We start from the raw sequence: 22,287 nt of genomic DNA, 5'->3' as shown, positions 1-22,287 counted from the left end.
TCGGCGGAACGTCCGCGATCCGGGATAATCGGTACATGAGTGAGCGTCCGCGGCTGACCGTGCTCTCCGGCCCCTCCGGGGTCGGCAAGAGCACGGTCGTCGCTCATATGAGGAAGCAGTTCCCCGAGGTCTGGCTGTCGGTGTCGGCGACGACCCGGCACCCGCGCCCCGGTGAGCGCGACGGCGTGCAGTACCACTTCGTCGACCACGAGCAGTTCGACAAGCTGGTGGCCAACGGCGAACTGCTGGAGTGGGCGGTCTTCGCCGGGAACCGGTACGGCACGCCGCGGCAGGCGGTGCTGGACAAGCTCGACAAGGGCGAGCCCGTCCTGCTGGAGATTGACCTGCAGGGCGCCCGGCAGGTCAAGGAGTCGATGCCGGAGGCCCAGCTGGTCTTCCTGGCGCCGCCGAGCTGGGAGGAGCTGGTGCGCCGGCTCACCGGCCGGGGCACCGAGTCGCAGGACGTGATCGACGAGCGGCTGGCGGCGGCGAAGGTCGAGCTGGCGGCCGAGTCGGAGTTCGACACGACGCTTGTCAACACCTCCGTCGAGCAGGTAGCGGCCGAACTGCTAGCCTTGCTCGGTGTAGCCTGACCGGATCGGCTGCATCCAGCCGGTCCGGACAGAGGTCCTGAAAAACCACTTCGGAAGGTTCAGCGTGTCCTCTTCGATGACCGCGCCCGAGGGCATCATCAACCCGCCGATCGACGAGCTGCTTGAGGCCACCGACTCCAAGTACAGCCTGGTGATCTACGCGGCCAAGCGCGCCCGCCAGATCAACGCGTACTACTCGCAGCTGGGCGAGGGCCTGCTGGAGTACGTCGGCCCGCTGGTCGACACCCACGTGCACGAGAAGCCGCTGTCGATCGCGCTGCGCGAGATCAACGCCGGCCTGCTCACCGCCGAGGCGGTCGAGGGCGTCTGAGCCCCGAGAGCCACCGCAGGGCCCGTTCCCACGCCGCACGGCGTCGGAACGGGCCCTGTCCGCGTCGCGGGGGTGCCGGTCGGTGTGTGCCCGGTGACACGTCGCGACGCGCCGCCGGGGGGTCGTAGGGTGGGCGCGAGCCCGTCGCAGTGCCGTGATGAAGGAGAGCCGACCGTCATGAACGCGTCCCGTGTGGTCCTCGGGGTGAGCGGCGGGATCGCCGCCTACAAGGCCTGCGAGCTGCTGCGGAGGTTCAGCGAGTCCGGGCACGAGGTGACGGTGGTGCCGACCTCGGCGGCGCTGCACTTCGTCGGGGAGGCGACCTGGGCGGCGCTGTCCGGGCGGCCGGCGGCGACCGAGACCTGGGAGCGGGTGCACGAGGTCCCGCACGTGCGGATCGGGCAGCAGGCGGACCTGGTGGTGGTCGCCCCGGCCACCGCGGACCTGCTGGCGAAGGCGGCCCACGGCCTGGCGGACGACCTGCTGACCAACACGCTGCTGACGGCGCGCTGCCCGGTGGTGTTCGCGCCCGCGATGCACACCGAGATGTGGGAGCACCCCGCCACCCAGGAGAACGTCGCCACGCTGCGGCGGCGCGGCGCGATCGTGATCGAGCCCGCGGTCGGCCGGCTCACCGGCGTCGACACCGGCAAGGGCCGGCTGCCCGACCCGGGCGAGATCTTCGCGCTCTGCCGGCGGGTGCTGCAGCGCGGCGCGCTGGAGCAGGACCTGGCGGGCCGGCACGTGGTGGTCTCGGCGGGCGGCACCCGCGAACCGCTCGACCCGGTGCGCTTCCTGGGCAACCGCTCCTCCGGCAAGCAGGGCTACGCGCTGGCCGCCACCGCCGCGGCCCGCGGCGCCCGGGTCACCCTGGTCGCCGCCAACACCGCGCTGCCCGACCCGGCCGGGGTCGACGTCGTCCGGGCCGGCACCGCGAGGCAGCTGCGCGAGGCGGTGCTGCGGGCCGCCGAGGACGCCGACGCGGTGGTGATGGCCGCCGCCGTCGCCGACTTCCGTCCCGCCGAGTACGCCACCGGCAAGATCAAGAAGGTGGACGGGGTCGAGCCCGCGCCGATCGCGCTGGTCCGCAACCCCGACGTCCTGGCCGAGGTCGCGGCGGACCGGGCCCACGACGGGCAGTTGGTGGTCGGCTTCGCCGCCGAGACCGACGACGTGCTGGCCAACGGCCGGGCCAAGCTCGCCCGCAAGGGCTGCGACCTGCTGGTGGTCAACGAGGTCGGCGACGGCAAGGCGTTCGGCCAGGACACCAACAGCGCCGTCCTGCTCGGCGCGGACGGCACCGAGGTCCACATCGCGGACGGTCCGAAGGACGTCCTGGCGGACGCGGTCTGGGACCAGGTGGTCGCCCGACTGCCCCGCCACGCCGCCGAAACGGAGCGTTAACCGGGGCAACACCCCTGGTCACTCGGCCAGTTGGCACCCCGGGGCCGGATCGTTCGGCCGCCACCCGTCCTGACCGGCGGAGATCCACACGGTGTGATTCGCGTCCCGGACACGACGGACCTCGTAGGGGAGCACCCGCGATCGGTAGCCGACCGTTACACTCCACACCAGGAATCAAGTCTTTCCGGATGCCTCGGGACTTCCGAGCGCATTCAGTCAGCAGCCGCTGCAACCCCAGGGAGCGCTGTGTCTCGCCGCCTGTTCACCTCGGAGTCCGTCACCGAGGGCCACCCCGACAAGATCGCTGACCAGATCAGCGACACCATCCTGGACGCCCTCCTCAAGGACGACCCGACCTCCCGCGTCGCCGTGGAGACCCTGATCACCACCGGCCTGGTGCACATCGCCGGCGAGGTCACCACCAAGGCGTACGCGCCGATCGCCCAGCTCGTCCGCGAGAAGATCCTGGAGATCGGCTACGACTCGTCCAAGAAGGGCTTCGACGGCGCCTCCTGCGGCGTGTCGGTGTCGATCGGCTCGCAGTCCCCGGACATCGCGCAGGGCGTGGACACCGCCCACGAGCACCGGGTCGAGGGCGACGTCGAGGACGAGCTGGACCGCCAGGGCGCCGGCGACCAGGGCCTGATGTTCGGCTACGCGTGCGACGACACCCCCGAGCTGATGCCGCTGCCGATCACCCTCGCGCACCGGCTCTCGCGCCGCCTCACCGAGGTCCGCAAGAACGGCACCATCCCCTACCTGCGGCCCGACGGCAAGACCCAGGTCACCATCGAGTACGACGGCGACCGCGCCGTGCGCCTGGACACCGTCGTGGTCTCCTCGCAGCACGCCAGCGACATCGACCTGGACTCGCTGCTCACCCCCGACATCCGCGAGTTCGTGGTCGAGCCCGAGCTCAAGGCGCTCGCCGACCAGGGCATCAAGCTGACCACCGAGGGCTACCGGCTGCTGGTCAACCCGACCGGCCGCTTCGAGATCGGCGGCCCGATGGGCGACGCCGGCCTCACCGGCCGCAAGATCATCATCGACACCTACGGCGGCATGGCCCGCCACGGCGGCGGCGCCTTCTCCGGCAAGGACCCGTCCAAGGTCGACCGCTCGGCCGCCTACGCGATGCGCTGGGTCGCCAAGAACATCGTCGCCGCGGGCCTGGCCAGCCGCGCCGAGGTGCAGGTCGCGTACGCGATCGGCAAGGCCGAGCCGGTCGGCCTGTTCGTCGAGACCTTCGGCACCGAGACCGTGCCGGTGCTCAGGATCCAGGAAGCCGTCACCCAGGTCTTCGACCTGCGCCCGGCCGCGATCATCCGCGACCTGGACCTGCTGCGCCCGATCTACCAGCAGACCGCCGCGTACGGCCACTTCGGCCGCGAGCTGCCGGACTTCACCTGGGAGCGCACCGACCGCGTCGAGGCGCTGAAGGCCGCCGTCGCGGGCTGACCGGACCGGTTCGAACGGAGCCGCCCGTCGGGAGTGTTCCTCCCGGCGGGCGGCTCCGTCGTGCTGTCGGCGCTGTCGGCGGGTTCCGCTAGGTTGGGGGCGTGAGCAGCGCGGACGGCACCGGGGAGCAGCTGGCGTTCATCCGGGAGACGGTGCGCCGGGCGAAGCCGCGGGCCGCCCGCGGGGTGGTGCTCGCCGAGCGGCAGCCGGTGGCCCGGGTGCTGGTCGACAAGGGCGTGCTGAGCCTCGACCAGTACTTCGACTACGCGGTGCCGGAGGCGATGTCCGCGGACGCCCGCCCGGGCGTCCGGGTCCGGGTGCGGTTCGGCGGGCGGGTCGGCGCGCACGGGCGGCGTGAGGGCGGCGCGCTGCACGACGGCTTCATCGTCGAACGGCGGGACGACTCCGACTACCCCGGCCCGCTGGCGCCGCTGGCCCGCGTGCTGTCGCCCGAGCAGGTGCTGACGCCCCGGCTGCTGCGGCTGTGCCGGGCCGTCGCCGACCGCTACGCCGGGACGCTCGCGGACGTCCTGCAGCTGGCCGTCCCGCCCCGGCACGCCGGCGCCGAGTCCGAACCCTCGCCGCGCCCGCTGCCGCCGCCCCCGGCCCCCGCGCCCGGCGGCTGGGAGCGGTACGCGCACGGGCCCGAGTTCCTCGCCTCGCTGGCGGGCGGCCACGCCCCGCGCGCGGTGTGGACGGCGCTGCCCGGCCCCGGCTGGCCGGCCGAGATTGCCCGGGCCGTCGCGGCGACGCTCGCCGCCGGGCGCGGCGCCCTGGTCGTGCTGCCGGACGGGCGGGCCGTCGCCCGGGTCGACGCGGCGCTGCGCGACCTGCTCGGCGAGGGGCGGCACGCGGTGCTGGCCGCCGAGGCGGGCCCGCAGGAACGCTACCGGCGCTGGCTGGCGGTCAGCCGGGGCTCGGTGCGCGCCGCGATCGGGACCAGGGCGGCGGTGTTCGCGCCGGTCCGCGACCTCGGCCTGTTGGTGGTCTGGTCGGACGGCGACAGCAGCCACGGCGACCCCAACGCCCCCTACCCGCACGTGCGCGAAGTGGCGCTGCTGCGGGCCGCCGAGGAGGGCGCGGCGATGCTGCTGGGCGGCGTCTCGATGACCGTCGAGGCCGCGCAGCTGCTGCGCTCCGGCTGGGCCCGCCCGCTGGCGGCCGGCCGGGAGACGGTCCGGCTGACCGCGCCCCGGGTGCGCACCGTCACCGAGCACGACCAGGCACGGGACGGCGCGGCGCAGGCCGCCCGGCTGCCCTCGGTGGCCTGGGAGACCGCGCGGGAGGCGCTGACCCGGGGCCCGGTGCTGATCCAGGTGCCGCGGAGGGGCTACGCGCCCCGGCTGGCGTGCGCCCGCTGCCGGGAGACCGCCCGCTGCCGGGCCTGCGGTGGGCCGCTGGAGTCACCCGGGGCGGACACCGCGCTGCGCTGCGCCTGGTGCGGCACCGAGGAGCACGACTGGCACTGCGTCGAGTGCGGCTCGTTCCGGCTGCGGGCGGCCGTGGTGGGCGTGCGGCGGACGGCGGAGGAGCTCGGCAAGGCGTTCCCGCGCGTCCCCGTCCGCACCTCCGGGCGGGACGCCGTGCTCGCCACGGTGCCCGGCACGCCCGCGCTGGTGCTGGCCACGCCCGGCGCCGAACCGGTCGCCGAGGGCCCCGGCTACGCGGCGGCGCTGCTGCTCGACGGCTGGGCGCTGCTCAACCGGCCCGACCTGCGGGCCGGTGAGGAGGCGGTGCGGCGCTGGCTGACGGCCGCCGCGCTGGTCCGCCCGGCGGGCGAGGGCGGCACGGTGGTGGTCGTCGCGGAGGCGGCGGCCCGGCCCGTCCAGGCGCTGGTGCGGTGGGACCCGGCCGGGCACGCCGGGACGGAACTCGACGAGCGGGAGGAGCTGCGGTTCCCGCCGGTCTCGCGGATGGCCTCGGTCACCGGCTCGCCGCGGGCGGTCGCGGACCTGCTGGGGCTGCTGCGGCTGCCGGCGGGGGCGGACGTGCTGGGGCCGGTGCCGGTCTTCGGGGGCGGGGGCGGCGGGGGGCACGCGGGGGCGCGGGAGGAGGGGGTGGAGCGTGCGCTGGTGCGGGTCGCGCCGGGGCAGGGGGCCGCGCTGGCGTCCGCGCTGAAGGCGGCGCAGATCGCGCGGCTGGCGCTGCGGGGGGCGGAGACGGTGCGGATCCGGGTGGATCCGACGGACATCGGCTGAGAGCCGCGGTGCCGGGCGGTGCCGGGCGGTACCCGGCGGTGCCGGGTGGTGCTGGGGCTGGGGCGCTCAGTTGGCGAAGCCGCCCTCGGGCTGGATGATCTCCAGGTTGGTGCCGTCCGGGTCGTTGAAGTAGGCGACCTTGGTGCCGAGGGCGGCGTCCGGGGTGACCTCGCCGGCCTGGAAGGTGTAGGGGTCGCCGAGGAAGTCGTACCCCGCGTCCTTCATCCGGCGGTGGACGGCGTCGAGGTCGTCGACCTTGAAGCACAGGTGCATGGAGCCCGGGCGGTTGGCGGCGCCCCGGGTGGGCTCGCCGACCGGGTCCTGGAACTGGATCAGGTCGATGCCCAGGTTGTTGTCCAGGTTGATGGTGGCGTACCGGAGCTTCGCGGTGGGCAGGCCCTGGGACCGGCCGAACGGGACGCTCCGCATGGTCTCGTCGGCGACGACCGGGTCGTTGCCGGTGAGGGCGCGGTAGAACGCGACGGAGGCGTCCAGGTCGGAGACGGAGATGCCGACGTGCGCGGCGCGGGTGAGGTTCATCGGGGTGTCGGAGACGGTCACGGGCTCGGTTCCTCTCGTGTGCGGGGGTGCGGAACCGATTCTTCGCGGGGCTCGTGGAGCGCGCGAGCGGCCGGATCCGTCCGGGGTGGTGAGGGACCTCGGTGCGGAGCCGACCGCTCGGTGGGTGCTGCCTGCGGTGCGTGGTGCGTGCGGTGCTTGTGGTGTTGCCCGTGGCGCGGGCGGGGGGCTAGCGGGTGCGCTGGGGCATCAGCGGGCTGGCCTGCCGGGCCTGCGGGATCGGGGGGCGGCCGACGACGGGGACGACCGGCGCGGTGGGGGCGGGCGGGGGCGCGGGGTCCTCGGTCTCGCGCGGGGAGGGGAGCAGTTCGCCAGTGGGGCGGCGCATGCCGTAGCGGCGGTGGACGGCCTGCTTGGTGACGCCGAGCGCGGAGCCGACGGAGTCCCAGGAGAAGCCCAGGGCGCGGTCGAACTCGACGGCGGCGGCGACCAGGGTCTCGACGCTCTCGCGCAGTTCCTGGGCGAGGCGGACGGTCGGAGCGGGGGCGCGGCCGTAGACCACGAAGCCGGCCGAGGTGCTGGGGCGACGGGGGCGGTAGACGTTGCCCAGTTGGGCGGTGAGCGTGCGCAGGGCGTCGACCTGGCGGCGGACCCGTTCGATGTCCCGCACCAGTAGGTGCAGGGACGCCCGGGCCCGGGCGTCGTGGTTGATCTGCTCGGCCATGGCCTCGTTGCCACCTCTCGGTCGGGTCGCGTGCTCGGGGCGCTCGCGCGTCCCGGTCAATTCGCATTGACCAACGCACGGCGGGTCGTTGGGTCACGCGTGGAGTGCGACTCGGGATATGCCAGTGGCCGTCCCGCCCCGGTGGCGGGCATTGCATAGACTTCTCGGAGAAGGTCGTTCCCGCGCCGTCGGACAGGACGTGGTTCCGCTCGGGGCGCGGTCGTGGCAGCGCGGTCGTGGCAGCGCGGTGGTGGGTCGGCCGCAGGTCAGTCGTCGTCGGGTGCAGAGGGAGTCGCAGTCTTGGCAGTTCAGCCGATCCGGATCTTCGGTGACCCGGTGCTGCGGGCGACCGCGAAGCCGGTGACCGTCTTCGACAAGGAGCTGCGGAAGCTGGTGAAGGACCTGACCGACACCATGCTGGAGGCTCCCGGGGCCGGGCTGGCCGCGCCGCAACTGGGCGTCTCGCTGCGGGTGTTCACGTACAACGTGGACGGGGTGGTGGGCCACCTGATCAACCCCGACCTGTCGCTCAGCGAGGAGGAGCAGGACGGTCCCGAGGGCTGCCTGTCGCTGCCCGGCCTGCGGTTCGACACCAAGCGGGCGTACGGCGTGGTGGCCAGGGGCGTCAACATGCACGGGGAGCCGGTGGAGGTGGAGGGAACCCAGCTGCTGGCGCGGTGCATCCAGCACGAGACGGACCACCTGGACGGGATCATCTTCATCGACCGGCTGGACCGGGAGGCCCGGAAGGCCGCCATGAAGGCGATCCGGGAGGCGGACTGGGGCGGCGGCCCCGCGCCCACGGTGCGGATCTCGCCGCATTCGACCTTCGGTCCGATCCGCTGACCGCGTGCCGCGGCGCCCGGTCGCCGCGGCTGCCGGGCTCCCGGTCACCTGAACCGCTCGAACCGCCTGAACCGCTCGAACCGTTCGAACCGCTCGAATCCAGTGAAAGGCCCCAGCCCGTGCGTCTCGTCTTCGCCGGCACCCCCGAGGTCGCCGTTCCCGCCCTGGACGCCCTGCTGGCATCCCGGCACGAGGTGGTCGCCGTGGTGACCCGCCCCGACGCGCCGGCCGGGCGCGGGCGCAAGCTGGTGGCCAGCCCCGTCGCGCAGCGCGCCGAGGAGGCGGGCATCGAGGTGCTCAAGCCCGTCCGGCCCGGTGAGCCGGAGTTCACGGCCCGGCTGGCCGAGATCGCCCCCGACTGCTGCCCCGTGGTGGCGTACGGCGCGCTGATCCGTCCCGGCGCGCTGGAGATCCCGGTGCACGGCTGGGTCAACCTGCACTTCTCGCTGCTGCCCGCGTGGCGCGGCGCCGCGCCCGTGCAGCACGCGGTGATGGCGGGCGACGAGGTCACCGGCGCGTCCACCTTCCGGATCGAGGAGGGCCTGGACTCGGGGCCGGTGTTCGGCGTCCTCACCGAGACGGTCAAGCCCACCGACACCAGCGGCGACCTGCTCGGCCGGCTCGCGCACGCGGGCGCCGACCTGCTGGTGCGCACCATGGACGCGATCGAGGACGGGCAGGCCCGCCCCGAGCCGCAGCCGCTCGCCGGGGTGTCACTGGCGCCCAAGCTGACCGTCGAGGACGCCCGGATCGAGTGGACCCACCCCGCGCTGCGGGTCGACCGGGTGGTGCGCGGCTGCGCGCCCGCGCCCGGCGCGTGGACCACCTTCCGCGGCGAGCGGCTCAAGGTGACCGGCCCCGTCCGGCTGCTGCCGGGCGTGAGCGCCCTGGCGCCGGGCGAGTTGGCGGTCGCGAAGAACAGCGTCCGGGTCGGCACCGGCAGCCACGAGGTGGAGCTCGGCGGGGTCCGCCCGCAGGGCAAGAAGGCGATGCCGGCCGCGGACTGGGCGCGCGGCGCGCGGATCGAGTCCGGGGAGCGCTTCGAGGGCTGAGGCCGACGGAGGTCGACGGCGGCCGGCGGAGGTCGCCGGAGGTTGCCGGAAGAGGGGTGCGTGGCGGGTTCGGCCTAGACTTGGGGGGAGACCCCTCGTCGGGTCGGACCTGATCCGCAGCACCTTTTGTTTCGAGGCATTCGTTTTGAGCACCCCCGCCGGCGCGAAGCGCGCCCCCCGTCCGCACCGCCGTCCGAAGAAGGACCCCGCCCGGATCGTCGCGTTCCGCGCGCTGCGGGCCGTCGACGAGCGCGACGCGTACGCCAACCTGATCCTGCCGTCGCTGCTGCGCGAGGCCGAGCGCAAGGGCATGGAGCGGCGCGACGCCGCGCTCGCCACCGAGCTGGTGTACGGCACGCTGCGCGGCCAGGGCACCTACGACGCGATCATCGCGGCCTGCGTGGACCGCCCGCTGCGCGAGGTCGACCCGCCGGTGCTGGACGTGCTCTCGCTCGGCGCGCACCAGCTGCTCGGCACCCGCATCCCCAGCCACGCCGCGGTGTCCGCGACCGTCGAGCTGGCCCGGGTGGTGCTCGGCGACGGCCGCGCCAAGTTCGTCAACGCCGTGCTGCGCAAGATCAGCGCCCAGGACCTGGACGGCTGGGTCGCCCAGGTCGCCCCGCCGTACGAGGACGACGCCGAGGACCACCTGGCCGTCGCCCACTCGCACCCACGCTGGGTGGTCTCCTCGCTGTGGGACGCGCTCGGCCGCTGGCAGCCCGCCGCGAGCGGGCGGCAGGCGATGGAGCAGCTGCTGGAGGCGGACAACGCCCGCCCCGAGGTGACCCTGGTCGCCCGCCCCGGCCGCTCCTCGGTCACCGAACTGCGGGAGGCGCTGCCCGAGGTCGAGGACGGCCGCTGGTCGCCGTACGCGCTGCGGCTCACCGACGGCGGCGACCCCGCCGGGGTGGACGCGGTGCGGGAGAACCGGGCCGGCGTGCAGGACGAGGGCAGCCAGCTGGTCGCGATCGCCCTCGCCAACGCGCCGCTGGACGGCCCCGACCGGCTCTGGCTGGACGGCTGCGCGGGCCCCGGTGGCAAGGCCGCGCTGCTCGCCGCGGTCGCCGCGGAGCGCGGCGCGGCGCTGGTCGCCTCCGAGAAGCAGCAGCACCGGGCCCGCCTGGTCGCCCGCGCGCTGGACGGCAACCCCGGCCCGTACGCCGTCATCACCGCCGACGGGACGCGCGGCGCCTGGGAGCGGGGGGCCTTCGACCGGGTGCTGGTCGACGTGCCGTGCTCGGGCCTGGGCGCGCTGCGCCGCCGCCCCGAGGCGCGGTGGCGCCGGCGCCCCGAGGACATCGCCGGATTCGGGCCGCTGCAGCGGGAGTTGCTGCGCTCCGCGCTGGACGCGGCGCGGGTCGGCGGCGTGGTCGGCTACGCGACCTGCTCGCCGCACCTGGCGGAGACCCGGGCCGTGGTCGACGACGTGCTGCGCGGCCGGGAGGACGTCGAGTGGATCGACGCCCGCCCGCTGCTGCCCGGCGTCCCCGACCTCGGCGAGGGCCCGGACGTCCAGCTCTGGCCGCACCTGCACGGGACGGACGCGATGTACCTGGCGCTGCTGCGGCGCACCGCCTGACGGCGGACTCCCCACTCCGGCGCGGGAACCGGGGGGGCCGAGGGGCGGTGCCGGAGGGCCCGGAGTTCGCGGTGCCGGTCACCTCGCCTCACCTCACCTCGCCTCGCCTCGGTCGGCGCGCGGCGGATCGAGGCGTACCGGGTGCTCCACGGGGCCCGCGCCCCGCGCTCGCCTGACGGTGCGTCAGTCCTCGGCCAGGAGTGCCGAGACGAGGCGCTGCAGGCCGCGTTCGAAGGCGGCGTCCGGGTCGGGCGGGGCGCTGCTCTCGGCGAGGGTGGCGGCGAGGTGCGGGTACCGGCCGGTGGCGGTGGCGCCGTGCAGGTAGCGGACCAGGTCGGTCAGCCAGCGGGCGCCGGCCTGCGCCGAGCGCTGCTGCCAGTCGGTGAACTGGCAGACGTATCCGGTCAGTTGGGAGAACGCCTCCATCTTGGCGGTGCCGCCGAGCGGGGTGCCGGCCAACGCGGCCAGGTGGAACTCGGTGACCCGCAGGCCGTTCGGCCCGAGGCCCGGGCGGTGCGCGATCAGCGTGGTGGCCCAGCCGTGGCGGGCCAGGACGGCGCGCAACTGGTGCGCCAGCAGGGTGAGATCGGCCCGGGGGTCGCCGCTGGGTTCGGCCGGGAGGTCGTACTCCTCGGCCAGCAGGTCGACCAGCAGGTCGAACAGGTGCTCCTTCTTCGGCACGTAGTTGTACAACGACATGGTGCCGGCGCCGAGTTCGGCCGCCACTCTGCGCATGGTGACCGCGTCCAGCCCCTCGCGGTCGGCGAGTGCCAGCGCGGCCCGCGCGATCGACGTCCGGCTGTGCGCCGGCCTCGGCCCGCGGCCGGAGTACTCCGGGCGCAGCCAGATCAGCTCGGGTTCCTCGTCGGACGGCATTTCGCTCGATCACCTCGGTGGCCAGTCTAGGCGCTGCCGGGAGGAGGGTAGGGTGCCGCGGGCCACGTGGCCCCGGAGAGGGGAGCGGCAGATGCGCGGATCGGGAACGGGGCGGCCGACCACGGCGCGGCTGCGGAAGGAGCTGCGCCGGGCGGCGCGGGTGGTGGTCGTGGAGGCGGCTCCGCGCGAGGTGGACCGGCCGGGGGCGGCGCGGCTGGAGCTGACGGGCGGCGAGATCACCGAACTGGCCGGCCTGCTGGCGATCGTGGACGGCGGGACGGGGGACGCCTGCCTGTGCTCGGGGTGGCCGACGATCCTCCTCCAGAAGGCCGACGGGACGCGGTTCGCGGAGTGGAGCCTGCACCACGGGACGGACATCCGCGGGGTCGGCGACTGCGACGCCCAACTGCTCCACGGCGCGGCCCTCGATGACTGGCTCGCCGAGCGCGGGCTGACCGGTCCGCGCGAGGCCCGGGCGGAGCTGGCGGCCGAGGACGCGCGCCTGGCGCGGCGCGGGCAGCGCTGGTCGGCGGCGGCCCCGCCGGAGTTGGCCGCGGCGGCGGCCGAAATGGTCCGGATGCCGGGGGACGACGACGAGGCCTGGTCGGAGCAGCAGCGGCACGCCCGGATCGGCTTCGCCGGGTTGGTCCGGTGGCACTGGCCCGATCGCGACGAGCGGATCCGGGCGCTGCTGGCCTGGCTCGCCGTCGGCGCCCGGGAGGAGGGCGGGTTGCAGCGGTACGACCTGGCCCTGGAGGACCTGATCCTCGCGGAAGGCACGGAGGCGGTGCTCGCCGCGCTCGCCGTCCGTCCGCCGGAGCCGGCCCACCTGGACGGCGCCGCCCAGCTGTTCTGCGCCGGGAGGTGGGTCGCGTCGCAGGGCCGGGAGCTGCCGGAGCCGCTGCGATCGACCCTGCTCGCCCACATCGAGGCCCGCGGTACCGAGCCGATGCGGTCCAGGGCGGGCTGGGGCCACTACGGCGGGGGTGGGGGAGGGAACGCCTGACGGCCGGGCCTTCTCTACGTACGACGTACCTAGTATGGTGGCGGTATTACGTACGATGTACTCAGAGGGGGCCTGCCATGAGCGACCCGGTCATTGCCGTACGCGGCCTGTCCAAGGGCTTCGGTGCCACCACCGCGCTCGACCGACTCGAACTCGACGTCCCGGAGGGGGCGGTGTGCGGCCTGCTCGGCCCCAACGGGGCGGGGAAGAGCACGCTGGTGCGGATCCTCGCGACGCTGGTGCGTCCGGACCGGGGGGCGGCGCGGGTCTGCGGGTACGACGTGGTGAGGGACGCGGCCGCCGTGCGGCGGCGGATCGGGCTGGCCGGGCAGTACGCCGCCGTGGAGGAGGGCATCACCGGCCGCGAGAACCTCGAACTGCTCGGCCGACTGCACCACTTGGGCTCCGCCGCCGCCCGCTCCCGGGCCGCCGAACTGCTGGAGCGCCACCGCCTCACCGACGTCGCCGACCGCCTGGTGCGCGGCTACTCCGGCGGCACGCGCCGCCGGCTCGACCTGGTGGCCAGCCTGATCGCCCGCCCCCGGGCGCTGTTCCTGGACGAGCCGACCACCGGGCTCGACCCTCGCAGCCGACGCGAGATCTGGTCCGCCGTGAGGGAGTTGGCCGAACAGGGCACCACCGTGCTGCTCACCACCCAGTACCTCGACGAGGCCGACCGGCTGGCCGACCGGATCGTCGTGCTCGACCGGGGCCGGACCGTCGCTGACGACACCCCCGCCCGGCTGAAGTCCGCGATCGGCACCCTGGTCGAGGTCGTCCTCCCCGAGGACGCCGACCCGGAGCGGGCCCGGGCCGTCCTGGCCGCGCTCACCGGCGGCCACCCCGTCGTCGACCCCGAGCGCGGCCGGCTGAGCGCCGTCTCCGACCCGGCCCGACCGCTCGCCCTGCCGCGCCTGGTGCGGGAGTTGGACGCGGCGGGCGTCACCGCCTCGGACGTCGCGCTGCGCACCCCGTCGCTGGACGACGTCTTCCTCGCGCTGACCGGCGCGCTGACCGGCGCGGGGGCCGGTGGCACGGCCGGCGCCGCGTCCGGAGCCGCGGCCGGGACCGCTTCGGACCTCGGGAGTGCCGCGTGAGCGCGTGGACGGCGCCCCTCGACGCCGCCGCCTCGGCCCGGCGGATCCTGCTGGTGTACCGGCACTCGCCCGGACTGCTGGCGTCCTCGCTGCTGGTACCGGTCGCCATGGTCGGGGTGTTCGGCTACGTGTTCGGCAGCGCGATGAGCGTGCCGGGCGGCGGGGGCTACCGGGAGTTCCTGATGCCCGGCCTGTTCGCGCTGGTCGCGCTGAACGCCGTGATGCCCGCGATGGTCGGCGGGGCCCGGGACGCCGGGCGGGGCGTCACCGACCGGCTGCGGTCGATGTCGGTGTCCCGGCTGGGCCTGCTCACCGGGCAGGCGCTCGCGGACCTGCTGGTCGCCGCCGCCGTCCTGCTGCCGACCGCGCTGATCGGCCTGGCGGCCGGCTGGCGGATCCGGCACGGACTGGGCCCCGCGCTCGGCGCGTTCGGACTGCTGCTGCTGTTCCGGTTCGCCTGCGGCTGGCTCGGCACCGCGCTCGGCCTGCTCGTCGGGAAGGAGGAGACGGCCGGCCAACTCGGCGCCCTGGCCATCCCGTTCGCCATGCTCACCAGTGCCTTCGTGCCGACCGGCGGGATGCCCGGCTGGCTGGCCGCGCTCGCCGAGTGGAACCCGGTCAGCGCCGTCGCGGAGGCCGGTCGGCAGCTCTTCGGCAACCCGTCCGCGCCCGGCGCCGCCTGGCCCGCGCAGCACCCCGTGGCCGCCGCGCTCGGCTGGTGCGCCGTGCTGCTGGCGTTCGCCGTGCCGCTCGCCGTCCGGAGCTTCGCCCGCTCGGGGCGCTGAGGCGCCCCGAGGGCGGGGCCGCCCGGGTGCCGAGGCCGGACGGGGGCCGGAGCGACCCGGTGGGGAGGTGCCCGGCCGGACGGTGCGTCCGGCCGGGTACTGGACAAGCGGGCCGGTGCGGCGGAGGGTGTGATCATGGAGTACACCCACCTCGGCCGCACCGGCCTGTCCGTCTCCCGACTCTGCCTGGGCACCATGAACTTCGGCCCGCACACCGTGGAGGCCGACGCGCACCGCATCATGGACGCCGCGCACGGGCACGGCATCAACTTCTTCGACACCGCCGACGTCTACGGCTGGGACGAGAACAAGGGCCTCACCGAGACGATCATCGGCAACTGGTTCGCCAAGGGCGGCGGCCGGCGCGAGAAGACCGTGATCGCCACCAAGCTGTACGGCGACATGGGCGACTGGCCCAACCAGGGCAAGCTCTCCGCGCTCAACATCCGCCGCGCCGTGGACGCCAGCCTGCGCCGCCTGCAGACCGACCACATCGACCTGTACCAGATGCACCACGTCGACCGGGACACGCCCTGGGACGAGATCTGGCAGGCGATGGAGGTGCTCACCCTCCAGGGCAAGATCGTCTACGTCGGTTCCTCCAACTTCGCCGGCTGGCACCTCGCCCAGGCCCAGGAGGCCGCGAAGGCCCGGAACTTCCTCGGCCTGACCAGCGAGCAGTCGCTGTACAACCTGATCGAGCGCAGCGTCGAGCTGGAGGTGGCCCCCGCCGCCCAGCACTACGGCCTCGGCCTGATCCCGTGGTCCCCGCTGCACGGCGGACTGCTCGGCGGCGTGCTGCGCAAGGAGCGCGAGGGCGTCCGCCGCGCCTCGGGCCGCGCCCTGGACACCCTGAACGCGCGCCGCGAGCAGATCCAGGCCTACGAGGACCTGTGCGGGGAACTCGGCCACGAGCCCGGCGACGTCGCGCTCGCCTGGCTGAACACCCGCCCGGCCGTCACCGCCCCGATCATCGGCCCCCGCACCGAGGAGCAGCTGGACGCGGCGGTCCGCTCGTTGGACGTCGAACTGGACGCCAAGACGCTCGGACGGCTGGACGAGATCTTCCCCGGCTACCGCACCGCGCCCGAGCACTACGCCTGGTGAGTCGACCGGTCCCGGCCCGGTCGACCGGGCCGGGACCGACCGGGCCGGGGCCGGTCAGAAGTACACGGCGCAGCCGCGCCGTTCGAGGGCGTCGACCAGGCGCGGGGCGGGCGGTGCCGGGGTCCAGCGCAGGTCCAGCTTCTCCAGCGCCGGGAGCGTGGCCAGCCAGTCCGGGACCTCAACCAACGGGTTCCCGCGCAGGTCGAGTTCGCGCAGCAGCGGCAGTGCGGCCAGGGCGCGCGGCAGTGCGGTCAGCCGGTTGCCGCGCAGTTCCAGGCAGCGCAGTTCGCGCAGCCCGGACAGCGTGTCGGGCAGCGTGGTCAGGGAGTTGTCGCGCAGCCTCAGCTCGCGCAGCCGGGCGAGCGAGCCGAGTGCGGCCGGGAGGGCGGCCAACCGGCAGTTCTGCGCCCGCAGTTCGAGTAGCTGAGCCAAGTCGCCGAAACTGTCCGGGAGTTCGGTGATCGGGTTGTCGCCGACGTTGAGGTAGCGCAGCCGGTGCAGGCGGCCCAGGGTGGCCGGCAGCGCGGTCAGCCGGTTGTCGTGCAGGTAGAGGAAGCCGGTCAGTCCGGGGAGGTCGCCGATCCAGCCGGGGACGGCGGTGAGCGCGTTGTGCCCCAGGTCGAGCGTCCGCAGCCCGGGGAACCCGCCGATGGTGTCCGGGAGTTCGGTCAGCGCGTTGTCCGCCAGGATCAGCATCTCGGCGTCCGACCGGCCCCACACCTCCGCCGGCACGGTGCTCAGCCCCGCGCGCCACAGGTTCACCGTCGTCCCGGTCACAGTGCCCGCTCCGACCGGTGTACGGAGTGCGGGAGTTCGGCCGGTTCCGGGGGGACGGCGGAACCGGTGCGGGGCTCGGTCAAGGCTGCTCCGTTCGCGGGGCGGAGGGGAACCGGACGGGTGACCGGTCCGCAGACGGACGATACGCCGGGTCCGGCCCCGGGGTGCGGGGGTTCAGGGAGCGGTGGCGCGGCTGAGGACGTTGGTGCTGCCCGCGTCGGGGTCACCGGTGAGGAAGAACAGGACGAGCCGCTGCTGCTCGTCGCGGTCCAGCTCGAACTCCCACCGGTAGTCGGCGGGGGCCGACGGCCGCGGCCGGGGGTCGGGCGTGGGCTCCGGGCGGGTGTCGGCGGACGTCCGGGTGGTGAGGGAGAGGTGGAGGTGCTGCCCCCGGGGGTGGTCGGCGAGCTCCCAGGTGCCGGTGCCGGAGAGCCGCCACCCCGCGTCGAAGTCGAACTCCTTGCCGTCGAGGTGCTCGAACCGGGCAGTGCCGTCGGCGTGCAGGGAGAGCCGGGTGCCGTTCGCGCCCACCCACGCGCCGGTCGCCTCGGCGCCGGTCACACCGTGCGTCCCGGTGCCTTCGTCGTACTGGTGGGGCCCCGCGCAGGCACCCAGCGGAGCCAGCAGCAGGGCCAGCAGCAGGGCCAGCAGCAGGCCGGGCGCGAGGCGGCCGGCCATGGAGCGGCCGGCTGCGAGGCGGCCGGAGAGGGTGCGAGTACGCACGGCGCACGTCCTTCCCGTCGTGGTGCGCGCTCACTCTGTCAGATGATTTGAACGTGTTCAAGTCCGCGTGGGCGGGCTCGTCGCCGCAGGTGGGAGCCGTTTCGGAGATTCGGTGGGCGGTAGGGGAGGCGGGGCCGGGCCGACGCATCGCGGTGTCGGGGCGGGGTTCCGGGGGAACCGGATGAAAGTACGCCAGGATGACCGGGTGAAGCCGATCAGCCACCAGGTGCCCTACTACTCCCAGTGGGAGTCGCCCGAGCTCGTCCCCGACATCCTGGACGGCACGCTACGGGCCGCCGACGACCCGCTGTGGGAGCGCTCCGGCGCCGCCGACGAGGACGAGTACGAGTACTGGTCGTGGCGGCTGTGCGGGATGGCCTGCCTGCGGATGGCGCTCGACCACTGGTGGGGCCTCGCGCCCGCGGCCGTCCGCCTCGCCGAGGAGTGCCTGCGGGCCGGCGCGTACGTCCGGCACCCCGACGGGCGGCTCGACGGCCTGATCCACGCCCCGTTCGCCGCGTACGCCCGCACCCGCTGGGGCCTGCGTGCCGAGGCGGTCAGCCCGCTGCCCGCCGAGCAGGTCGTCGCCGAACTCGGCGAGGGGCGGCTGCCGATGCTCTCCGTCCACCCGGGCATCCGCACCCTCGCGCCCGAAGTCCCGCGCACCGGCGGTCACTTGGTGCTCGCGGTCGGCGCCGACGACGACGCCCTGATGATCCACAACCCGTCCGGCTTCCCCGACGGCTCCCAGCGGGACGCCCGGGTGCCCTGGGCCGACCTCGACCGCTTCTACTCCGGTCGCGGCATCGTGCTCGGTCCGCCGCCGCACTGAACACCCCTGCGGGGGAAGGGGGTCGGGTTCTCGCGGCCCGGCCGGACGCCGGGGTGCGGGCCGGACGTCGGATTGCGGGCCGTGCGGGCCGGGCGGCGGCCGGACCGGGTCGCCGCCGGGCCGTCGCCGTCAGGCCGCGTTGGGGAGGCCGATCGGGGTGCTCGGCGGGAGGTCGGCGCGGCAGGCGGCCGAGATCGGGCGCAGCGCGGTGAGGAGCTCGTCCAGCTCGAAGCGGTGGAAGTGCGTCCAGACCCGGGAGGCGGCGAGGTCGGTGGCGGCCTCCAGGGCGAGGTGGCGGCGGCGGCCCTCGACGGTCAGCGAGCCGTCCGGGGTGAGCCACTTGCGGTCGATCAGGCGGGCGGTGGCCTCGTCCCACTCGCGGTCGCTCCAACCCCGGTGCGGCTGCAGGGTCTCGCGGCGGGTGTCGAGGGCGCAGCGGACGACCAGCGCCTCGCAGCCGTCCAGGCCCTCGGTGACCAGGGCGGCGACGTGCCCGTCGCCCCGGTGCTCGCGCAGTACGGTGGTGGCCTGCCAGAGGCGGGCCAGGCGGTCGTCCGGGCGGGGGAGGTCTGCGTTCGCGGCGGCCAGCACGCGCCCACAACAGTCGAGGCCGTCGACGGCGCGTTCCAGCAGCTCCACCGAACGGTCGATCAGATCCGGCTTCACGTCCACCAGGACGCGCCGCAGGGCGCCCGTCGCGCCCTCGACCCGGGCCTCCAGCGCCCGCTCCGGGCTCGCCAGCGACCAGACGTCCGGCAGCGCCCGCTCGACCATCTGCGGCGCGAAGTTGAAGAACGCGGCCACCACCGGCGCCGCGTCCACCGCGCCCAGCGGCGCCGAACGTCCGCCGAAGTAACCGCGCCAGTAACCGCGGAGCCCCGCCGCCTCGTACGCGGCGCGGGCCTCGGGGGAGAAGTAGGTGAGGGCGTGGACGGGCTCGAACAGCCACCAGAGGGCACGTGCGGGGTGGACGACCTGGGTCATCGGACGCCTTTCGTGAGGGGCGAGCAGCGCTGGATCCGCCTGCTCTGGGAGCCTGCCAGAGTGGGCTGACACCGGGAAGGGGAAGTGTTTCCGGGGTGTGAACAGTTCGGAGGACGCCTTCCGGGGCGGGCGGGTGGGGCCGTGCGGCGCGCAGGGGATGATGGTCCCGGGTGGTCGCACCGGCCGCCCGCACGCATCGAGTCGTGAAGGTACCCTCAGCATGGCGCAGATCAACCCGAGCATCCTGTCCGCGGACTTCGCCCGCCTCGCCGACGAGGCCGAGGCGGTGCGCGGCGCGGACTGGCTGCACGTCGACGTGATGGACAACCACTTCGTCCCCAACCTCACCCTGGGCGTGCCGATCGTCGAGTCGCTGGCCCGCGCCACCGACACCCCCCTCGACTGCCACCTGATGATCGAACAGCCCGACCGCTGGGCCCCGCAGTACGTCGAGGCCGGCGCCGGCTCGGTCACCTTCCACGTCGAGGCCGCCGCCGCGCCCGTCCGCCTCGCCCGGGAGATCCGCGCCAAGGGCGCCCGCGCCTCGATGGCGCTGCGCCCCGCGACCCCGATCGAGCCCTACGAGGACCTGCTGCCCGAACTCGACATGGTGCTGATCATGACGGTCGAGCCCGGCTTCGGCGGCCAGGCGTTCCTCGACATCATGCTCCCGAAGATCCGCCGCACCCGGCAGCTGATCGACAAGCACGGCCTCGACCTGTGGCTGCAGGTCGACGGCGGCGTCGCCCCCGCCACCATCGAGGCCTGCGCCGAGGCGGGCGCCGACGTGTTCGTGGCCGGCTCCGCGGTGTACGGCGCGGCCGACCCCGTGGAGGCCGTCCGCGCGCTGCGGGCCCAGGCGGAGGCGGCGAGCGCCGAGGCGTGGTGGTCCTGCAAGCACTGACGGCCGCGGCAGGCGTGATGGCTGCGGCTGGTGCGGCGGGTGCGGCGGGTGCGGCGGGTGCGGCGGGCGTGGCGGCTGCGGTGGGCGTGGCGGGCGTGGTGGCTGCGGTGGCGCCGCTCGGTGCGTCCTGAGGGGAGGGTCGGCACCGCGGTGGGCGGGTCGTCCGGGGGCGGGGGAGGGGGTGGCCGATACTGGCGGCCATGAGCGATCTCGACCGGAAACCCGCCCCGACCGTCTGCGGGCGGCAGGCCGCGACCGGGCCGGTCAGGGACCTGCTGGCCGGGCGGCGCGTCCCGCTCGGCGAGTCGACCGTGGTGCGGCGGCTGCTGCCGAGCCTCGGCCGGCGGATGGTCGGGGCCTGGTGCTTCGTCGACCACTACGGTCCGGACGACATCGCCGACGAGCCCGGCATGCAGGTGCCGCCGCACCCCCACACGGGCCTGCAGACCGTCAGCTGGCTGCACGAAGGGAGCGTCCTGCACCGGGACAGCCTCGGCAACCTGCAGACGGTACGCCCCCGCGAGCTCGGGCTGATGACCGCCGGGCGGGCCATCTCGCACTCCGAGGAGTCCCCGCGCGAGCACGCGCCGCTGCTGCACGGCGCCCAGCTCTGGGTCGCGCTCCCCGACGCGCACCGGCACGTCGAACCCGCCTTCGAGCACCACCCCGACCTGCCCGCGGTCACCGCCGACGGCCTGCACGCCCGGCTCATCCTCGGCACCCTGGACGGCGCGACCTCCCTCTTGCTGGAGCAACCCCCGCGAGCGCAGGGCCGAGCGCTCCCCTGCGCTCCTCGTACTCTCCTCCGAGGAGCAACCCCCGCGAGCGCGGGGCCGAGGGGGTGGACAGGCGGGTGTGCAGGTCCCAGGCGGAGCAACCCCCGCGAGTGCGGGGCCGAGCTGATCGTGACAATGCCGCCCAGGATCTCGCAGGAGCAACTCCCGCGAGCGCGGGGCCGAGTACACGAGGTCGCCGTCCAGCAGGTACGTCGAAGAGCAACCCCCGCGAGCGCGGGGCCGAGGCGTCGTACGTCAGCACCCCGGGCGGCACCAACGAGCAACCCCCGCGAGCGCGGGGCCGAGGCGCGGATGCAGTCGCCCGCCTCCAGGGCGGGGGAGCAACCCCCGCGAGCGCGGGGCCGAGCGGCGCGTACCGGCGCGACACGCTGGGCGGCAAGAGCAACCCCCGCGAGCGCGGGGCCGAGCCGGCCGAACACCACCTGGCCGTGGTGGCCGGAGAGCAACCCCCGCGAGCGCGGGGCCGAGCGGGTTCGAGTGGCGGATCCAGGTCTACCGGGAGAGCAACCCCCGCGAGCGCGGGGCCGAGAGCCGGTAGCCGGTGCTGGTGGGGCGGAACCGGGAGCAACCCCCGCGAGCGCGGGGCCGAGTGGGTCCCCAGGTCCGTCGCGGACGCGCCCAGCGAGCAACCCCCGCGAGCGCGGGGCCGAGTCATCGGGGGTCTCCGGGGGTGCCGGTGGGCTGGAGCAACCCCCGCGAGCGCGGGGCCGAGATGGCCCTCCCGCCCGGCAGCAGCACCCTGTCGGAGCAACCCCCGCGAGCGCGGGGCCGAGATCAGGGCGTCCCGCTCGGCGCTGTCGAGCTGGGAGCAACCCCCGCGAGCGCGGGGCCGAGATCAGGGCGTCCCGCTCGGCGCTGTCGAGCTGGGAGCAACCCCCGCGAGCGCGGGGCCGAGCGCATGGCCCGGTACAGCAGCGGCACGCCCCGCGAGCAACCCCCGCGAGCGCGGGGCCGAGTCCAGATCCGCCTGGATGGCCAGGCGGGTGTCGGAGCAACCCCCGCGAGCGCGGGGCCGAGCGCCCATCGCCGGGCGGAAGGAACAGCGCATCGGAGCAACCCCCGCGAGCGCGGGGCCGAGGTGGCCGTCGCGTTCATCGCGCACGACGCTCTGGAGCAACCCCCGCGAGCGCGGGGCCGAGTAGGCGTAGCCGTCGGAGACGGTCCGGAAGCCGGAGCAACCCCCGCGAGCGCGGGGCCGAGTCCTGGCGGGCGCGCCGCAGCGTTCGGAACAGGGAGCAACCCCCGCGAGCGCGGGGCCGAGCACGTCGGTGGCGCCTCCACCACTGCAGCCGTGGAGCAACCCCCGCGAGCGCGGGGCCGAGCCGGCTGCGACGGTCCCGGTCGCGGTGCCGACGGAGCAACCCCCGCGAGCGCGGGGCCGAGCTACCACTGGGGCGCGGACGACGACTTCAGCCGGAGCAACCCCCGCGAGCGTGGGGCCGAGTCCTGGCGGGCGCGCCGCAGCGTTCGGAACAGGGAGCAACCCCCGCGAGCGCGGGGCCGAGATCATCGCCCGGGCGATCCCGACCACGCAGCAGGAGCAACCCCCGCGAGCGCGGGGCCGAGTGCTGTTGGCGTTCGGCTGGGGGCGATGCCGGAGAGCAACCCCCGCGAGCGCGGGGCCGAGATCATCGCCCGGGCGATCCCGACCACGCAGCAGGAGCAACCCCCGCGAGCGCGGGGCCGAGTGCTGTT

The 22,287-nt window shown here is 75.1% G+C and carries 20 protein-coding genes, 1 pseudogene and 1 CRISPR repeat array; of the genes and pseudogenes, 15 read left to right on the top strand and 6 right to left on the bottom strand.

The window, feature by feature from the left end:
* The first annotated feature begins 35 nt into the window (after positions 1-35).
* From gmk to ACZ3J7_RS06890, 5 genes are all read left to right on the top strand, one after another.
* Entirely contained in the window at positions 36-593 is a 558-nt protein-coding gene (gene gmk / locus ACZ3J7_RS06910; protein WP_465617617.1) for a guanylate kinase, read from the top strand.
* Positions 594-657: 64 nt separating this feature from the next.
* On the top strand, positions 658-924 hold the full coding sequence (gene rpoZ / locus ACZ3J7_RS06905; protein WP_033258145.1) for a DNA-directed RNA polymerase subunit omega: 267 nt from the start codon (positions 658-660) through the stop codon (positions 922-924).
* 177 nt (positions 925-1,101) lie between these two features.
* The gene (gene coaBC / locus ACZ3J7_RS06900; RefSeq protein WP_465617614.1) at positions 1,102-2,328 is read left to right on the top strand and encodes a bifunctional phosphopantothenoylcysteine decarboxylase/phosphopantothenate--cysteine ligase CoaBC; all 1,227 of its coding nucleotides are present in this window, start codon (positions 1,102-1,104) and stop codon (positions 2,326-2,328) included.
* A 246-nt stretch (positions 2,329-2,574) separates the two neighbouring features.
* Entirely contained in the window at positions 2,575-3,786 is a 1,212-nt protein-coding gene (gene metK / locus ACZ3J7_RS06895) for a methionine adenosyltransferase (RefSeq protein ID WP_465617612.1), read from the top strand.
* A 101-nt stretch (positions 3,787-3,887) separates the two neighbouring features.
* Positions 3,888-5,984, top strand: coding sequence for a primosomal protein N' (locus ACZ3J7_RS06890; protein ID WP_465617610.1), 2,097 nt, complete (start codon positions 3,888-3,890; stop codon positions 5,982-5,984).
* Positions 5,985-6,050: 66 nt separating this feature from the next.
* Here the strand turns inward: ACZ3J7_RS06890 and ACZ3J7_RS06885 are convergent, their stop codons facing one another.
* Positions 6,051-6,545: a VOC family protein gene (locus tag ACZ3J7_RS06885; RefSeq protein WP_465617608.1), complete on the bottom strand. Its 495-nt coding sequence runs from the start codon at positions 6,543-6,545 to the stop codon at positions 6,051-6,053.
* Positions 6,546-6,732: 187 nt separating this feature from the next.
* On the bottom strand, positions 6,733-7,227 hold the full coding sequence (locus ACZ3J7_RS06880) for a hypothetical protein (protein ID WP_465617606.1): 495 nt from the start codon (positions 7,225-7,227) through the stop codon (positions 6,733-6,735).
* Between the two features lie 300 nt (positions 7,228-7,527).
* On the opposite strand from ACZ3J7_RS06880, the gene def reads away from it, so the two are divergent.
* The 3 genes from def to ACZ3J7_RS06865 all read left to right on the top strand — a co-directional run bounded on the left by def (position 7,528) and on the right by ACZ3J7_RS06865 (position 10,704).
* Positions 7,528-8,073, top strand: coding sequence for a peptide deformylase (gene def, locus ACZ3J7_RS06875; RefSeq protein ID WP_465617604.1), 546 nt, complete (start codon positions 7,528-7,530; stop codon positions 8,071-8,073).
* Between the two features lie 119 nt (positions 8,074-8,192).
* Positions 8,193-9,125, top strand: coding sequence for a methionyl-tRNA formyltransferase (gene fmt / locus ACZ3J7_RS06870; protein ID WP_465617602.1), 933 nt, complete (start codon positions 8,193-8,195; stop codon positions 9,123-9,125).
* Positions 9,126-9,270: 145 nt separating this feature from the next.
* The gene (locus ACZ3J7_RS06865; protein ID WP_465617600.1) at positions 9,271-10,704 is read left to right on the top strand and encodes an RsmB/NOP family class I SAM-dependent RNA methyltransferase; all 1,434 of its coding nucleotides are present in this window, start codon (positions 9,271-9,273) and stop codon (positions 10,702-10,704) included.
* 183 nt (positions 10,705-10,887) lie between these two features.
* On the opposite strand, the gene ACZ3J7_RS06860 is transcribed toward ACZ3J7_RS06865, so the two are convergent.
* The gene (locus ACZ3J7_RS06860) at positions 10,888-11,580 is read right to left on the bottom strand and encodes a TetR/AcrR family transcriptional regulator (protein ID WP_465617597.1); all 693 of its coding nucleotides are present in this window, start codon (positions 11,578-11,580) and stop codon (positions 10,888-10,890) included.
* A gap of 91 nt (positions 11,581-11,671) precedes the next feature.
* Here ACZ3J7_RS06860 and ACZ3J7_RS06855 point away from each other — a divergent pair, with 91 nt between their 5' ends.
* The 4 genes from ACZ3J7_RS06855 (at position 11,672) to ACZ3J7_RS06840 (ending at position 15,575) form a co-directional block, all read left to right on the top strand.
* Positions 11,672-12,586 (top strand): hypothetical protein, encoded by a 915-nt coding sequence (locus ACZ3J7_RS06855; protein WP_465617595.1) that lies wholly within the window; start codon positions 11,672-11,674, stop codon positions 12,584-12,586.
* 77 nt (positions 12,587-12,663) lie between these two features.
* Positions 12,664-13,683: an ATP-binding cassette domain-containing protein gene (locus tag ACZ3J7_RS06850; protein WP_465617593.1), complete on the top strand. Its 1,020-nt coding sequence runs from the start codon at positions 12,664-12,666 to the stop codon at positions 13,681-13,683.
* On the top strand, positions 13,680-14,468 hold the full coding sequence (locus ACZ3J7_RS06845) for an ABC transporter permease (protein ID WP_465617591.1): 789 nt from the start codon (positions 13,680-13,682) through the stop codon (positions 14,466-14,468). Before ACZ3J7_RS06850 ends, ACZ3J7_RS06845 begins: the two co-directional genes overlap by 4 nt.
* Positions 14,469-14,603: 135 nt before the next feature.
* Entirely contained in the window at positions 14,604-15,575 is a 972-nt protein-coding gene (locus ACZ3J7_RS06840; RefSeq protein ID WP_465617589.1) for an aldo/keto reductase, read from the top strand.
* 54 nt (positions 15,576-15,629) lie between these two features.
* Here ACZ3J7_RS06840 and ACZ3J7_RS06835 read toward each other — a convergent pair whose 3' ends face one another.
* Both ACZ3J7_RS06835 and ACZ3J7_RS06830 read right to left on the bottom strand, forming a co-directional pair.
* Positions 15,630-16,352, bottom strand: a complete 723-nt coding sequence (locus ACZ3J7_RS06835; RefSeq protein WP_465617587.1) for a leucine-rich repeat domain-containing protein — start codon at positions 16,350-16,352, stop codon at positions 15,630-15,632.
* Between the two features lie 174 nt (positions 16,353-16,526).
* Positions 16,527-17,075, bottom strand: a complete 549-nt coding sequence (locus ACZ3J7_RS06830; RefSeq protein ID WP_465617586.1) for a hypothetical protein — start codon at positions 17,073-17,075, stop codon at positions 16,527-16,529.
* 181 nt (positions 17,076-17,256) lie between these two features.
* On the opposite strand from ACZ3J7_RS06830, the gene ACZ3J7_RS06825 reads away from it, so the two are divergent.
* Complete coding sequence (locus ACZ3J7_RS06825) at positions 17,257-17,907, top strand: C39 family peptidase (RefSeq protein WP_465617584.1); 651 nt, start codon at positions 17,257-17,259, stop codon at positions 17,905-17,907.
* Positions 17,908-18,036: 129 nt separating this feature from the next.
* Here the strand turns inward: ACZ3J7_RS06825 and ACZ3J7_RS06820 are convergent, their stop codons facing one another.
* The gene (locus tag ACZ3J7_RS06820; protein WP_465617582.1) at positions 18,037-18,891 is read right to left on the bottom strand and encodes an SCO6745 family protein; all 855 of its coding nucleotides are present in this window, start codon (positions 18,889-18,891) and stop codon (positions 18,037-18,039) included.
* Between the two features lie 220 nt (positions 18,892-19,111).
* Between ACZ3J7_RS06820 and rpe the strand changes: the two genes are divergently transcribed.
* On the top strand, positions 19,112-19,795 hold the full coding sequence (gene rpe / locus ACZ3J7_RS06815) for a ribulose-phosphate 3-epimerase (RefSeq protein ID WP_465617580.1): 684 nt from the start codon (positions 19,112-19,114) through the stop codon (positions 19,793-19,795).
* A gap of 200 nt (positions 19,796-19,995) precedes the next feature.
* Positions 19,996-20,535: pseudogene (locus ACZ3J7_RS06810) on the top strand (pirin family protein); the annotation flags it as partial.
* 9 nt (positions 20,536-20,544) lie between these two features.
* Positions 20,545-22,280: direct repeats of the CRISPR family, unit length 28 nt; unit sequence GAGCAACCCCCGCGAGCGCGGGGCCGAG.
* Between the last annotated feature and the right edge of the window lie 7 nt (positions 22,281-22,287).

This window comes from Kitasatospora sp. NPDC015121 (assembly GCF_055562955.1).
The sequence above is the reverse complement of the archived record's forward strand: the minus strand, read 5'-3'. Positions and strand labels throughout refer to the sequence as shown.

What these genes read in the sequence shown, in the direction of transcription:
- gmk (WP_465617617.1), top strand. Translation starts at nt 36, where the DNA reads ATGAGTGAGCGTCCGCGGCTGACCGTGCTCTCCGGCCCCTCCGGGGTC.
- coaBC (WP_465617614.1), top strand. Translation starts at nt 1,102, where the DNA reads ATGAACGCGTCCCGTGTGGTCCTCGGGGTGAGCGGCGGGATCGCCGCC.
- ACZ3J7_RS06880 (WP_465617606.1), bottom strand. Translation starts at nt 7,227, where the DNA reads ATGGCCGAGCAGATCAACCACGACGCCCGGGCCCGGGCGTCCCTGCAC.
- ACZ3J7_RS06860 (WP_465617597.1), bottom strand. Translation starts at nt 11,580, where the DNA reads ATGCCGTCCGACGAGGAACCCGAGCTGATCTGGCTGCGCCCGGAGTAC.
- ACZ3J7_RS06855 (WP_465617595.1), top strand. Translation starts at nt 11,672, where the DNA reads ATGCGCGGATCGGGAACGGGGCGGCCGACCACGGCGCGGCTGCGGAAG.
- ACZ3J7_RS06850 (WP_465617593.1), top strand. Translation starts at nt 12,664, where the DNA reads ATGAGCGACCCGGTCATTGCCGTACGCGGCCTGTCCAAGGGCTTCGGT.
- ACZ3J7_RS06840 (WP_465617589.1), top strand. Translation starts at nt 14,604, where the DNA reads ATGGAGTACACCCACCTCGGCCGCACCGGCCTGTCCGTCTCCCGACTC.
- ACZ3J7_RS06825 (WP_465617584.1), top strand. Translation starts at nt 17,257, where the DNA reads ATGAAAGTACGCCAGGATGACCGGGTGAAGCCGATCAGCCACCAGGTG.
- ACZ3J7_RS06820 (WP_465617582.1), bottom strand. Translation starts at nt 18,891, where the DNA reads ATGACCCAGGTCGTCCACCCCGCACGTGCCCTCTGGTGGCTGTTCGAG.
- rpe (WP_465617580.1), top strand. Translation starts at nt 19,112, where the DNA reads ATGGCGCAGATCAACCCGAGCATCCTGTCCGCGGACTTCGCCCGCCTC.